Origin of the sequence: Streptomyces coffeae (assembly GCF_016741875.1) — a bacterium.
In the GTDB taxonomy this organism is placed as follows: Bacteria; Actinomycetota; Actinomycetes; order Streptomycetales; family Streptomycetaceae; genus Streptomyces; species Streptomyces coffeae.
Map to the genome: position 1 here is coordinate 96,430 of NZ_JAERRF010000004.1, position 12,357 is coordinate 108,786.

Annotated in this window: 16 protein-coding genes and 5 tRNA genes; 14 read left to right on the forward strand and 7 right to left on the reverse strand. The window is 72.4% G+C overall.

Annotation, left to right across the window (positions count from 1 at the left end; all coding sequences use genetic code 11):
- The first annotated feature begins 53 nt into the window (after positions 1 to 53).
- Positions 54 to 1,115 carry a phosphotransferase family protein gene (locus JK363_RS07490; protein WP_201872865.1) on the forward strand — a complete coding sequence of 354 codons (1,062 nt, stop codon included), beginning with the start codon at positions 54 to 56 and terminating at the stop codon, positions 1,113 to 1,115.
- 74 nt (positions 1,116 to 1,189) lie between these two features.
- A complete protein-coding gene (locus JK363_RS07495; protein ID WP_201872872.1) occupies positions 1,190 to 1,489 on the forward strand; it encodes a TFIIB-type zinc ribbon-containing protein in 300 nt (99 codons plus the stop codon).
- Positions 1,490 to 1,544: 55 nt separating this feature from the next.
- Here JK363_RS07495 and JK363_RS07500 read toward each other — a convergent pair.
- The 3 genes from JK363_RS07500 to JK363_RS07510 all read right to left on the reverse strand — a co-directional run bounded on the left by JK363_RS07500 (position 1,545) and on the right by JK363_RS07510 (position 1,873).
- Positions 1,545 to 1,616, reverse strand: a tRNA-Val gene (locus JK363_RS07500).
- 84 nt (positions 1,617 to 1,700) lie between these two features.
- Positions 1,701 to 1,771: transfer RNA gene (locus JK363_RS07505), tRNA-Cys, on the reverse strand.
- 29 nt (positions 1,772 to 1,800) lie between these two features.
- Positions 1,801 to 1,873: transfer RNA gene (locus tag JK363_RS07510), tRNA-Gly, on the reverse strand.
- A 183-nt stretch (positions 1,874 to 2,056) separates the two neighbouring features.
- Here JK363_RS07510 and JK363_RS07515 point away from each other — a divergent pair.
- The 3 genes from JK363_RS07515 to JK363_RS07525 are packed head-to-tail and all read left to right on the forward strand — an operon-like array spanning position 2,057 to position 4,860.
- The gene (locus tag JK363_RS07515; RefSeq protein ID WP_201872881.1) at positions 2,057 to 3,127 is read left to right on the forward strand and encodes a chorismate-binding protein; all 1,071 of its coding nucleotides are present in this window, start codon (positions 2,057 to 2,059) and stop codon (positions 3,125 to 3,127) included.
- Entirely contained in the window at positions 3,124 to 3,954 is an 831-nt protein-coding gene (locus JK363_RS07520; RefSeq protein WP_201872884.1) for an aminotransferase class IV, read from the forward strand. The genes JK363_RS07515 and JK363_RS07520 overlap by 4 nt, the downstream gene beginning before the upstream one ends.
- Before the next feature lie 60 nt (positions 3,955 to 4,014).
- The gene (locus JK363_RS07525) at positions 4,015 to 4,860 is read left to right on the forward strand and encodes a GNAT family N-acetyltransferase (protein ID WP_201872893.1); all 846 of its coding nucleotides are present in this window, start codon (positions 4,015 to 4,017) and stop codon (positions 4,858 to 4,860) included.
- A gap of 28 nt (positions 4,861 to 4,888) precedes the next feature.
- Here JK363_RS07525 and JK363_RS07530 read toward each other — a convergent pair whose 3' ends face one another.
- Complete coding sequence (locus tag JK363_RS07530) at positions 4,889 to 5,401, reverse strand: DsbA family protein (protein WP_201872902.1); 513 nt, start codon at positions 5,399 to 5,401, stop codon at positions 4,889 to 4,891.
- Positions 5,402 to 5,580: 179 nt separating this feature from the next.
- Here JK363_RS07530 and JK363_RS07535 point away from each other — a divergent pair, with 179 nt between their 5' ends.
- Together JK363_RS07535 and JK363_RS07540 are read left to right on the forward strand one after the other, a co-directional pair.
- Positions 5,581 to 6,033 (forward strand): hypothetical protein, encoded by a 453-nt coding sequence (locus tag JK363_RS07535; protein ID WP_201872905.1) that lies wholly within the window; start codon positions 5,581 to 5,583, stop codon positions 6,031 to 6,033.
- Positions 6,034 to 6,102: 69 nt separating this feature from the next.
- The gene (locus JK363_RS07540; protein ID WP_201872907.1) at positions 6,103 to 6,273 is read left to right on the forward strand and encodes a hypothetical protein; all 171 of its coding nucleotides are present in this window, start codon (positions 6,103 to 6,105) and stop codon (positions 6,271 to 6,273) included.
- Positions 6,274 to 6,290: 17 nt separating this feature from the next.
- Here JK363_RS07540 and JK363_RS07545 read toward each other — a convergent pair whose 3' ends face one another.
- Positions 6,291 to 6,854 carry a CGNR zinc finger domain-containing protein gene (locus tag JK363_RS07545; RefSeq protein WP_201873706.1) on the reverse strand — a complete coding sequence of 188 codons (564 nt, stop codon included), beginning with the start codon at positions 6,852 to 6,854 and terminating at the stop codon, positions 6,291 to 6,293.
- 279 nt (positions 6,855 to 7,133) lie between these two features.
- A complete protein-coding gene (locus JK363_RS07550) occupies positions 7,134 to 7,547 on the reverse strand; it encodes an SsgA family sporulation/cell division regulator (protein ID WP_003959770.1) in 414 nt (137 codons plus the stop codon).
- Positions 7,548 to 7,737: 190 nt separating this feature from the next.
- On the opposite strand from JK363_RS07550, the gene JK363_RS07555 reads away from it, so the two are divergent.
- The 5 genes from JK363_RS07555 to JK363_RS07575 all read left to right on the forward strand — a co-directional run bounded on the left by JK363_RS07555 (position 7,738) and on the right by JK363_RS07575 (position 9,622).
- On the forward strand, positions 7,738 to 8,196 hold the full coding sequence (locus tag JK363_RS07555; protein WP_201872909.1) for a TIGR02611 family protein: 459 nt from the start codon (positions 7,738 to 7,740) through the stop codon (positions 8,194 to 8,196).
- An 83-nt stretch (positions 8,197 to 8,279) separates the two neighbouring features.
- Positions 8,280 to 8,351: transfer RNA gene (locus JK363_RS07560), tRNA-Val, on the forward strand.
- A gap of 154 nt (positions 8,352 to 8,505) precedes the next feature.
- The gene (locus JK363_RS07565; RefSeq protein ID WP_201872911.1) at positions 8,506 to 9,000 is read left to right on the forward strand and encodes an SRPBCC family protein; all 495 of its coding nucleotides are present in this window, start codon (positions 8,506 to 8,508) and stop codon (positions 8,998 to 9,000) included.
- 66 nt (positions 9,001 to 9,066) lie between these two features.
- A tRNA-Val gene (locus JK363_RS07570) sits at positions 9,067 to 9,138 on the forward strand.
- 112 nt (positions 9,139 to 9,250) lie between these two features.
- Positions 9,251 to 9,622, forward strand: a complete 372-nt coding sequence (locus tag JK363_RS07575; RefSeq protein WP_201872921.1) for a VOC family protein — start codon at positions 9,251 to 9,253, stop codon at positions 9,620 to 9,622.
- Positions 9,623 to 9,682: 60 nt separating this feature from the next.
- Here JK363_RS07575 and JK363_RS07580 read toward each other — a convergent pair whose 3' ends face one another.
- A complete protein-coding gene (locus JK363_RS07580; RefSeq protein WP_201872923.1) occupies positions 9,683 to 10,408 on the reverse strand; it encodes a 3'-5' exonuclease in 726 nt (241 codons plus the stop codon).
- Positions 10,409 to 10,571: 163 nt separating this feature from the next.
- On the opposite strand from JK363_RS07580, the gene JK363_RS07585 reads away from it, so the two are divergent.
- Positions 10,572 to 11,150: a DUF4365 domain-containing protein gene (locus JK363_RS07585; protein ID WP_201872926.1), complete on the forward strand. Its 579-nt coding sequence runs from the start codon at positions 10,572 to 10,574 to the stop codon at positions 11,148 to 11,150.
- Positions 11,150 to 12,349, forward strand: coding sequence for a hypothetical protein (locus tag JK363_RS07590; protein ID WP_201872928.1), 1,200 nt, complete (start codon positions 11,150 to 11,152; stop codon positions 12,347 to 12,349). The genes JK363_RS07585 and JK363_RS07590 overlap by 1 nt, the downstream gene beginning before the upstream one ends.
- Positions 12,350 to 12,357: the final 8 nt, after the last annotated feature.

Here is a 12,357-nt window from a genome sequence, read left to right on the forward strand (position 1 = left end):
GCCGAGGGCGGCGGTGGTTAGGATCCGGACGACGTCGTCCGACAGGGGGAGCCGTGAGCACAACGCGGGCGCAGTTGGCCGACGCCGTCAGCAGAATCCGCCCCGGGGCCGGGGACGAGGCGGCCGTCCTGGCGGACCGGGCCGATGGAACCGTCGTCCGCTGTGGCGCGGTCGTCGCCAAGGCCCATGCGCCGGACGCCGATCAGGTCGCGCTGGCCGCCCGGTTGCGGGTCGCCGCACATCCCCGCTGTGCCGGGATCCTGCTCGCACCGCTGGCGGAGGCCGACACCCTGGCCGACGGACGGCAGATCACCCTGTGGACGTACGGGGAGCCCGTGGCGCCCGACGAGCCCGAGGCCGCGCCCTGGGCGGAGGCCGGGGCGCTGCTCGCACGGCTGCACACCGTCCCGCCCACCGCACTGCCCGGCCCGCTGCCGTCGATGCGTGGGCCCGCCAAGGCGGCCCGCGCCGTCGCCCGGCTCCGGGCGACGGTCACCGCCGCGGCGGACGCCGGCCCGGCCGCCGCCGAAGCGGGCGCCGGTACCGAGGCGGGCGCCACCCCGGTACGTACCGGCACCCCGGTACGCACGGGTATAGCGGCCACCACCGGCCCGCCCGCCCTCACCACTTCCGCCGCCCGCTCCCAGCTGGCCGCCGCCGCGCGGGAGGTGGGGCGGGCCTGGGCCGGGCTGCCCGGGTGGGCGCGCGGGGAGGGCCGGGCCGGAGCCGGTCCCGGCGCGCTCTGCCACGGCGATTTCCACCTCGGCCAGCTCGTCCGGCACCACGGCCGCTGGCTGTTGATCGACGTCGACGACCTCGGACTGGGCGACCCGGCCTGGGATCTGGCGCGCCCCGCGGCCTGGTACGCCGCCGGGCTGCTCGCGCCCGAGGACTGGGCGCGATTCCTCGGGGCGTACCGCGCCGAGGGCGGCCCGGCGGCGGGGTCGGACGACCCGTGGCCCCGGCTCGACGTACCGGCCCGCGCGCTCACCGTGCAGACCGCCGCGCTGGCCCTCGCCAAGGCGGCTGCCGCGCGGCGGGCGTTGGACGAGGCGGAGGAGGCCATGGTCGACGCCTGCGTTCGCATCGCGCGGCTCAGCGAGGCCGTAGGGTGAACCCACCGCGGCCGGGCGGATGTTCCGGCGGCGTTCTATCCGGAATTGACCGGAGTTGAGGAGTTGAACGCACCATGCAGTGTCCCAAGTGTCATGCGCCGATGCATACGTACAACCGCAACGGCGTGCAGATAGAGCAGTGCAGTGGCTGCCGGGGGATCTTTCTGGACTACGGGGAGCTTGAGTCGCTGACCCGCCTGGAATCGCAGTGGAACCAGCAGGTGCCGCCCGCGCCCCCGGCCCCGCCCGCCCCCGGCGCCCCGCAGGCGTATCCGGCCGCGCCCGCGTGGGGCGCTCAGCACGGCGGTCACCACGGTCATCACGGCCACCACAAGCATCACCGGGGCTTCGGGCACATGCTCTTCTCCTCCTGAAACGACAAACGGCAGAGGGCCGGAGCTGATCGCTCCGGCCCTCTGCCGATCGGTGTGGACGATACTGGGATTGAACCAGTGACCTCTTCCGTGTCAGGGAAGCGCTCTCCCGCTGAGCTAATCGTCCTCGGGGCTGCGTGCGCGATACTGGGATTGAACCAGTGACCTCTTCCGTGTCAGGGAAGCGCTCTCCCGCTGAGCTAATCGTCCGAGGTGGAGACGGGATTTGAACCCGTGTAGACGGCTTTGCAGGCCGTTGCCTCGCCTCTCGGCCACTCCACCAAGCGCGGGGGCGTGAAGCCCCCACTCCGAGCGGACGACGAGATTCGAACTCGCGACCCTCACCTTGGCAAGGTGATGCTCTACCAACTGAGCCACGTCCGCAGGTGTCGTTTCCCCGGGGCGCTTCCGCGTCCCGGCGACGTGTTGAACTCTAGCGGATTCCCCGGCCAGCTCAAATTCCGTTTCCGCAGCGTGCTGCCCTGCTCGCGCGGCGCGGTCCCGCCCCGGGCCCCGCCATCGTTCCCTTTGAAGTTCCTGTGACCAGGGCGTCATAGACTCGCAGCCGTGCACAACCTGCCCCCTCTCGCCCGCTTCGGCGGCCTTCTCGCCACTGATCTTCGTGATGTGACCAGTGATCCCTCGGCCCTGGACTCCCGGGGTTTCTGGGCTGTTGTCGCGGATTTCGAGGGGCGTACGGTCTGTGCCCGCTTCGGCGACGTACGGTCCGCGCCCGTGCCCGCCCCGGTGCCGGGCGCCTGGCGTGGACCCGAGCCGGGGGACTGGACCTCTTCGCTGGACCGGGCCGCCTACACCGAGGGCGTACGGCGGATACGGCGCCATATCGCCGCCGGTGAGGTCTATCAGGTCAATCTGTGCCGGGTGATGTCCGCGCCGCTGCCCGACCCGGCCGCGGCCGATGTGGACGCGCTGACCGCCCAGCTGGCCCTGGGGAACCCCGCTCCGTACGCGGGCACGGTCCGGCTGCCCGCCCACGGGGTGGAGGTGGCCACCGCCTCGCCCGAGCTGTTCCTGCGCCGCTCCGGCCGCACCGTGGAGTCCGGCCCGATCAAGGGCACCGGCCGGAGCCCGGAGGACCTGCTGGAGAAGGATCACGCCGAGAACGTGATGATCGTGGACCTGGTCCGCAATGACCTGGGGCGGGTCTGCGGCACCGGCTCGGTGACGGTCCCCGCGCTCTGCGCGATCGAACCGCACCCCGGTCTGGTCCACCTCGTCTCCACGGTCCGCGGTGAGCTGGTTCCCGGGGCGGGCTGGCCGGAGCTGTTCGCCGCGGCCTTCCCGCCCGGCTCGGTGACCGGCGCGCCCAAGTCCAGTGCGCTGCGGATCATAGAGCAGCTGGAAACCGCGCCCCGCGGTCCGTACTGCGGTGCGGTGGGCTGGGTGGACGCCGACCGGGGCACCGCCGAGCTGGCCGTCGGGATCCGGACGTTCTGGATAGACCGGGCGCTGCCCGGTTCGGCCGGTGGCGGCGCCCTGCTGCGGTTCGGGACCGGAGCCGGGATCACCTGGGGCTCCGACCCGGAGGACGAATGGGAGGAAACGGAACTCAAGGCGGCCCGGCTGCTCGCGGTAGCGTCGGATGTACAGCAGCCGATGGGAAGGGCGACACGATGACGACGCTCACGCTCTGGCTCGACGGAACCCTGCACGAAGCCGACACCGCCCGGGTGTCGGTGTTCGACCACGGACTGACAGTCGGCGACGGTGTCTTCGAGACGATCAAGGCCGTCGACGGACGTCCCTTCGCGCTCACCCGCCATCTGCGGCGGCTGGCCCGCTCCGCGCACGGCCTGGGCCTGCCGGAGCCGGACGAGGACGAGGTACGGCACGCCTGCGAGGCCGTCCTGAAGGCCAACCCCATGGCGCTCGGGCGGCTGCGGATCACCTACACCGGCGGCTTCTCCCCGCTCGGCTCGGACCGCGGCACCGAGGGCCCCACACTGGTGGTCGCGGTCGTCGAGGCCCGGCGGCGCCCCGACACCACCGCCGTGGTCACCGTGCCCTGGCCGCGCAACGAGCGCGGGGCACTCACCGGCCTGAAGACCACCTCCTACGGCGAGAACGTGGTCGCCCTCGCCCGCGCCCGGGAACACGGCGCCGACGAGGCGCTGTTCGGCAACACGGTCGGCGCCCTGTGCGAGGGCACCGGCTCCAACGTCTTCGTGGTTCTCGACGGCGAGTTGTACACCCCGCCGCTCGCCTCCGGCTGCCTCGCGGGCATCACCCGCGCCTTGGTCCTGGAGTGGGTGGGCGCGAAGGAGGCCGATCTGCCGCTGGACGTGCTGGAACGGGCCGAGGAGGTCTTCCTGACCTCCACCACGCGCGATGCGCAGGCGATACGCCGGGTGGACGACCGGGCCCTGCCCGGCGCGCCCGGCCCGGTCACCGCCAAGGCCATGCGCATCTTCACCGAGCGGGCGGCGGCGGACATCGACCCGTGAGATCCGCCGAAATGCCGAAATCCTGATGACGGGCGCGCACCGGGCCGGTAGAACACCAACGTGACCACCACCCTGCGGCCCACCGGGCCCGAACAGCGCACCGAGGGCGGCGGGCGTGCGCGCTCCTACGAGGTGTGCGTCAACAGCCGCCCCGTCGGCACCATCCGCCTCGCCACGGACGCCCGGCTGGGCCCGGCGGCCGGGCGTATCGAGCACCTCCGCGTCGACGAGGCGGACCGCCACCGCGGCCGCGGTACGGTCGCCGCCCTCGCCGCCGAGGAGGTGCTGCGCGCCTGGGGCTGCGCCCAGCTGGTGGCGAGCGTGCCCGCGTCGGCCACCACCGCCCTGGGGCTCGCCACCGCCCTCGGCTACCGGGAGCGCGGACGCAACATGATCAAGCGGCTCACCGAGCCGCCCGCGCTCCCCACGGGCAGCACGATCCGACCCCTGACCGAGGCCGAGTACCCGGGCTGGTACGCCCATCAGCGGGCCGACTACGTCAAGGATCTGCTCGAGCGCGGAGTGAGCGAGCGACAGGCCGAGGCCAAGGCGGACCACGACTGCGCGACGCTGCTGCCGCGCGGCCAGGACACCCCGGGCACCTGGCTGCGCCTCCTCGTCCACGACGGCGCCGAGGTGGGCACCCTGTGGGTCGCGCTGCGCGAAGGGCAGCCGGATGCCGCGGAGACGGGGGAGGCGTACGTCTACGCGGTCGACGTGGCCGAGGAACACCGCGGGCGCGGTCACGGCCGCACGCTGATGCTGGCCGCCGAGCGCGAGGCACTGGCGGCAGGGGTGCACAGCCTGGGACTGCATGTCTTCGGCGGCAACACCCCGGCGCTGCGGCTCTACGAGTCGCTCGGCTATCAGGTGATCGAGTACCAGCTGTTCAAACCGCTGCTGTAGGACGGCCGCCGGGGCGGCCCGTGCCCCGTCAGGAACGCCCCTCCAGCAGCCGGGCGGCGATCTCCTCGATCCGTGCCCGCAGCCCCTCCTGGCTCTTGCCGCCGTCGAGCCGCTCGCCGCCGATCACATACGTGGGGGTGCCGGTCACCCCGATCGCCTTGCCCTCGGCCTGGTCCGCGTCCACGATCAGGATGTGCCGCCCGTCGATCAGCGCGGTGTCCATCTCCTCGGCGTCCAGGCCCAGTTCGCGGGCGATCTCGACGAGCAGCAGCTCACCCCGCTCGGCCAGTTCCCCGGTGCGCGCCAGCACGGCTTCGGCGTACGGCCAGCCCTGCCCCTGGGCGAGGGCCTCCTCGGCGGCCTGGGCGGCGGCGTGGGCGTGGCGGTGCCGCTCCAGCGGAAAGTGCCGCAGCCGGATCTCCAGGGCGTCCCCGAAGCGGTCGCGCAGCGCGCGCAGGTCCGTCAGCGCGGTACGGCAGTCGGGGCACTGCAATTCGCACCACACATCGAGTACGGGGCGTGCGGGGTCGGTGTCGCTCATGGGGCCAGTCTTCCAGCCCACCGCCGCGGTACGGCACCCGGAGGGCGCTCGGCCCCGGGGAGGAGGGCTCTCCCGGAGATGTCCCTGATCCTGTGCCCCGGCCGTGGCCCCTTCCGCTCCCGGGGGTGCACGATGGTGGTACCGGGCATCCGTCCCGGTACCACCGGCAGGAGGATGCGATGCTGACCGACACCGTCTGCGCAGCGCTCTCCGCGGCCGGTCTGGGAATCGCCGGTGTGACCGCGTACCGCAAGCGTTTCCTGGCCGCGGCCCGGATCGCCGCCTATGCGCTGCTGCCGCTGGGCCTTGCGATGACCGGCATCCTGGACTGGATCGCCGATCTGGTCTTCAAGCCGACCGTCTGGGCGGGCTTCGCCGTGCTGGGGCTCTCCTGGGCGCTGTTCATGGTCACCCGGGCCGTCGAGCGCCGCCGGGACGGCACTGGCGAGCGGGGCGGCGCGGTGGCCCCCGCGACCTCCCGGCCCGCCCTCGGCGCGTCGGACACCAAGGCAGCAGCCACGTCATCCAAGGCGCCCAAGGCGTCCGGACGGTCGAAGAGCAAGGCCGGAAGCAGCTCGGACACAGAAGACTTCTCAGACATCGAAGCGATTCTCAAAAAGCACGGGATCTGACGAACTACCGGTCAAAATCGGCACGATGGTCGCAGCCGGGGTTGGCGCTGCGCCATGATCTGCCGCGAGATGCTGCAAACACCCGGGGAGCAGTCCCCCATCGAAGGCCCCCCTGTGCCCCCGAGCGAGGAGCCGCGTGGCTGTCTCTTCGCCCTCTCCCAGCCGCCGCTGATGCTCTTCCTGGCGGTCATAGGCACCCTGCTGTTCGGCACCGCCCTGCACGACCTCTACCGGTGGTGAGAGCGCCGCTCAGGCGCTCAGCCCGCGGCCTCCCGCCGACGCGCCCGGTAGGCGGCGACATGCAGCCGGTTGCCGCAGGTGCGGCTGTCGCAGTAGCGGCGGGAGCGATTGCGCGACAGGTCCACGAACGCATGGCCGCAGTCCGGGGCCTCACAGCGCCGCAGCCGCTCGCGCTCGCCCGCCACCACCAGGAACGCCAGCGCCATCCCGCCGTCGGCCGCGAGATGGTCGGCGACCGACGCGCCCGGCGCGAAGTAGTGCACATGCCAGTCGTAGCCGTCGTGATCGGTGAGCCGGGGTGTGGTGCCGGCCGCGGCGATCATCGCGTTGAGCAGTGCGGCCGCGCGCTGGGTGCCACCGGCGTCCTCGGCCGCGGCGAACACCTCGGCGAACCGGGACCGCACGGTCCGTACGGCGGTCAGATCACGGTCACCGAGTGTGCCGATGTCGCTGATCGCGTGGCGCTCGACAAATCCGCGCAGGGCCTCGACATCGGCGAGGCCGTCTGTGCCCTCGGACGCGGTGTTCACCAGAGCGACGACCACGTCGAGCGCGCACCGGGTGTCGTGATTGATCAGCACCATTGGCTCCCTGACCGGCCGGGTCGGAGGCTGCTTCTGGACCGCCCCTCGGACCTGACCGACTCTAGCGGCGTGCGGCGCGCGGTGTGACACCGCGTGCCGCCACAGGGTCACACACGGTGGTGCCGTCGCCGCGGGCGGTCCCGCGGCGACGGCACCGTCGCCTGCGCTGTGTCGTGTCGGAATGCCATGGTCGGGATGTCACTACCGGAAATGTCGTCTCCCGGCTCGCGCCGTCTCCCCGAGTCGGACGGCCGCGCGCTCAGCTCTCGCCGGGTCTCAGCTCTCCGCCAGGATGTGGGAGAGCTCTGTGTCGAGATCGAAATGGCGGTGTTCGGTGCCGGGTGGCACCGCGGCGTCGGTCCGCTTCAGGAACGACTCCAGGGCCCGCGCCGGGGCCTCGAGCAGGGCCTCTCCCTCCGGTGAGCTCAGGGCGATGCAGACGACGCCCTGACCGTGGCTGCGGGACGGCCACACCCGGACGTCGCCGGTGCCGGTGGGCCGGTGAAGGCCCTCGGCGAGAAGGTCGCGGGCGAACACCCATTCGACCGTCTCTTCGGCTCCGGTGTGGAAGGTGGCGTGCACGGCGTAAGGGTCGGCCGTGTCATACCGCAGTCCCGCGGGTACAGGCAGTGAGGACTCGCTCGACACAACGAGGCGCAGGTGCAGCTCGCAGCTGACCGTGGTGTTCATAAGCGCCAGGGCCTTTCGCTCAGTGTGCGCTCGGGGATTCGCACGTCGGCGAAATCGACATGCCACCTACGGTGCCGTTGTAAACCCCTCTGACCGTTTTGCGGCTCTTCTGGTAGCTCGGGCGGCCCAGCTACCAGGCGGTCGGTGCCGCCATTCCGGTGACTGAAAACGATCAGGTAAGTTGGTCCACATGAATGCGGAGAGTGACGAGCGGCAGGGGGGCGTCGCACCTGCGACGGCCGATGTCGCGACGGGGGACAATGTGCAGGACAAAGGGCCGGGTTTCGGCTCCCGGGCGCCGCGGTTCATTCAGCGGTCCCGCACGCTGCACGTCAGCTGGCAGGTCGGCGTCTTCATCGTGGGCCTCGCGGTCGTGGTCGCGGGGATCATCATGCTGCCGCTGCCCGGCCCCGGCTGGCTGGTGATCTTCGGCGGTATGGCGATCTGGGCGACCGAGTTCGTCTGGGCGCAGCTGGTGCTGCGCTGGACCAAGCGCAAGGTCACCGAGGCCGCCCAGCGCGCCCTGGATCCGAAGGTGCGCAAGCGCAATCTCATCCTCACCACCATCGCCGTGATCATCTGCGCCGCGGCGATCACGGTGTACGTGTGGAAGTTCGGCGTCGTCATGCCCTGGAAGATCAAGGAGTGACTCCCGGGCCGGTCACCGGCCGGCCGTTCCCGGGGACTGGTCATGAGCACGGTCCGGCATGCGCTAATGTTGGCCGTGCGCCAGGGCGATTAGCTCAGTGGGAGAGCGCTTCGTTCACACCGAAGAGGTCACTGGTTCGAACCCAGTATCGCCCACCCTGGACCGAGGGCCCGTACGGCAGACCGCCGTGCGGGCCCTCGGCGTTGTGCGCCCCGGGTCCCCAACCGGCGGTCCGCGGTGGTCCCTTGGGGCGGACGCGCACCGGCGGGCGGGGGTGTGCGCCGGCCACGTCCGGCGCAGACTTGCCTCATGGACTGGTGCCGTTACCGCTTCCGCAGCCGATGGGATCTCGACGCTCCGCCCGCCGCCGTCTACGCGGTGCTGGCCGACGGCGACACCTATCCGCGGTGGTGGCCGCAGGTCCGGGAGGTGCGGCGGATCGACGCGCGGACCGGTGCCGCCCGCTTCCGTTCCCTCGTCCCGTACGACCTCGAGGTCACCGTCAGTGAGGCGCGCCAGGACCCGGCTGCCGGAGTCCTGGAGATCATGCTCTCCGGCGACTTGGAGGGCTGGGTGCGCTGGACGGTCACGGCCTGTGACACCGGTACCCGCGCTCTGTACGAGCAGGAGGTGGTGGCCCGCAAACCCCTGCTGCGCCGGCTCGCCCTCCTCGGGCGGCCCGTCTTCCGTCTCAACCACGCGCTGATGATGCGCGCCGGGCGCCGGGGGCTGCGCGCCCACCTGGACGCCGTACGGGCCGGGCGGTCCGGGGCGCCACCGGCCGCCGGCGGGAATCCGGTTTGAACCAAACCCGTCGCGACCTGTATTGTTCAGGTCGTTCCACCGGGGGAGACCCCAACCGGACACCCCGGGCGATTAGCTCAGTGGGAGAGCGCTTCGTTCACACCGAAGAGGTCACTGGTTCGAACCCAGTATCGCCCACCCCGTGAGGCCGGGCCGCCACAGGCGGTCCGGCCTCAACTGTGTGCGCTTGTACGACCGATGCACGGGTATCCGCATAAAACGTCCACGGTTGACCATTGGAGGGGAACCCATGGCCGTCGCGACCGCAGCCGTCCTGTCCCTGGACTGTGCCGAACCCGAGGAGCTCGCCGAGTTCTACGCGGAGGTGCTCGGCGCCGAGATCCTCGCCGTGACCAACGCCGACCGCATCGAACTCGCGGCACCCGGAGGCGCGCGCATGGCCTTCCTCCGCGACCACGGCTACGCCCCGCCGAGCTGGCCGCGTCCGGACGACTCCCAGCAGGCCCATCTGGAACTGCTGGTGGACGACATCGACGCGGTCGAACGCCAGGTGGTGGACCTGGGCGCACGGCCGCTGGAGACCCGGTTCAACGGCGGCCCGCACGATGTCCGGATCTATGCCGACCCGGCCGGACACCCCTTCGCGCTCCGCCTCGGCTGAGCGCCCGCACCGCCCCGGTCCGGGGCCGAGCGAACCCACACCCGCGGCGGGGGAGCTCCGTCAGGCCGCGGCCGGCAGATCGGGCCGCAGCGGCCAGGCCGGATCGCACACCTCGTCCGAGCCGTTGAGCGCGAACCACGCCTGGAGGCCGCGCGCCTGCGCCGCGTACCAGACGGTCTGCCGGGCGTGCACCTCGGCGGGGCTCAGCGTCTCCAGCCGGGAGGCGAACCGGCGGCCGACCGCCCGCACCACATCCAGCGCGGCCATCGCGTCCGCCGCCGCGTCATGCGCCCCGGTCAGCTCGACGCCGTAATGCGCGCACAGATCGGTGAGCGTACGACGCCCCTTGCGATAGCGGTCCAGATGCTTGTCCAGCACCCGGGGATCGAGCACACACAACGAACGCAGCGACAGATAGCCCGACAGGCTGGAATTGCGGTGCCGCTTCAACTCGCGGTCCAGCAGCGTGAGATCGAACGGCGCGTTCATCACCACCAGCGGGGTGCCCCGTGCGCTCTGCTCCGCGATACCCCGCGCCACCTCCTCCATCACCGGCGCGGGCCAGCGGCCGTGGTGCTGAAGATGAGCATCCGTCAGCCCGTGTATCTCGGTGGCGGCGGCAGGCACCGGTATCCCCGGACTCACCAGCCAGCGGCGGACTTCCGGCAGAACTCCGGCCCCGCGCTGGACGACAAGAGCGGCCGACACGATCCGGTCATCCTCGACATCGACACCGGTGGTCTCCGTGTCGAACGCGGCGAGCGGCCCCTCGAACCAGGACGGCATGGCCTCAACTCCTCGTGCATGATCGTGCGATGACACCTTCAACCCGCCCCGACCAGGTGATACCCGGAGGGAGGTGGCCGAACCGCCGCTGTTTGCCACGGACCTGACGGGGAGACAACACAGGTGTACGGACCCCGGCGACGACCGGAAGGCGTCAACAGCCATGGCGCTCGCTCAGCCCGACCCGGCCCCGGCGGTGAGCGGTCTGCTGTCCGAGCGGATCGCACCCCTGCGTGGCCATATCGCCACCACCGCCTGTATGGAGACCCTTCAGGTGGGCTATCTGCACGCCGTCGCGGCGGCCGCCGGCTGCTCGCTGGCGCAGCCCTTCCCCGACCACGGCATCGACTGGCACGTCAGCCATAGCGCGCCCGGCCACGCGGTGGACGACGAGGTCACCATCAAGGTGCAGTTGAAGGCCACGTACCAACTGCCGCCGCGCCCGCGCGGACCGACCTTCGCCTTCACCCTGGACAACGACCATCTGGTGAAACTGGCCCGCACACCGGCCTCCGTGCACAAGATCCTCGTCGTGATGATCGTCCCGCGCAGCCAGGGCGACTGGCTGCGCGCCGGACACGACCGACTCGCCCTGCGGCACTGCTGTTACTGGACCAATCTGGCGGGTCACCCGGTCACGGGCCGCCGCCGGACCACCGTGCGGATCCCGACCTCGCGGGTCTTCGACGACCGCGCGCTCTGCGAGATCATGACCCGGGTCGGGGCGGGAGGGAGACCGTGATGGACCGGTACCGGCCCGGGGGCGAGCCCGCCCCGGACCCCGCCACCCCGCACCCGGACGAGGTCGATCCGGCCGTCCTCGGCGCCCTGCTCACCCGGCACGGCTGGCGCCGGCGCGGCGGCGCCCCCGGGCGGTACGCCCGCTGGACCCCGCCGGGCCGGTCCCCGGGCGGCACCAGCCTGCTGGTGCCCGAGACCCGGGCCTTCCCCGACAGCGGCGATCTGCTCGCCGAGGCGCTGATGGCGCTGGCCCGCAGCGCCGCCCCGTCCGCCCGCGAGGTGCTCACCGGCCTCGCCGTACCCAGCGATGAGATCCGCTGGCGGCGCGAGGTCCCCGAATCCCGCGGCGGCACCGCCGCCTGGACCGCCCAGGAGCGGCTGCGCGCCGCCGCCCGCGGCATGCTGCTGGCCGGTGCGCTCGCCGCCCGCGGCCGCGCGGGCTACTACGGCGCGCGGCACCGCCGCGCGGCCGAGGAGTTCATGGAGCGGGTGCTCACCGGTCCGGCCGGACCGGCCTCCGGCGGCCGGGCGCTGACCGTCTTCGTCCCCGTCGAGGACGGCCGCGCCGGCACCGCCACCCTGCTCCGCGCGCTGCACGCCCTCCGGGACGCCATCGACTACCAGCGCGCCACCGGCGGGATGGAAGCCTTCGACGCGGCCGTCGAGGCGGGTGTGAGCCGGGAGCTGACCGAGGCCGTCGTGGCGCTGGTCCACGGCACCGAGGGGGCGCGGGTGGCGCTGGAGTGGTCTCCGGCCGCCGGTGCGCCACCGGGCTTCGCGCTCCGCCCCGAGCCGGTGGAGTTCTCGCCGGGCGACCTCCCGGGGCTCCGCGAGGCGGGGGCGCGCTATGTACGGGACGAGCCGTCGGTGGCCGTGCGGCTCACCGGAGCGGTGGTCCGGCTGCGCCGTACCGGCCCCGGCGGCCCCGGGACGGTCCGGCTGCGGGTGCTGGCCGGGGCCGATGTGGCGCAGGTGCGCATCGTGCTGGAGGAGGACGACTACCGCGTGGCCGGTCATGCCCATCTGGTGGGGCTGCCGATCCGGGTCAGCGGGCGGCTGGAGAGCCGGGGCGGCTTCCGGCGGCTGACCGGGGCCACCGGCGTCACCCCGGTACAGGTCGACGAGGCGGAGCGGGACCGGCTGCTCAAATCGCTCCAGGAGCACCTGGACTTCTTCGAGGAGGCGTGCGGCGGGCCCTGACCGCCGCA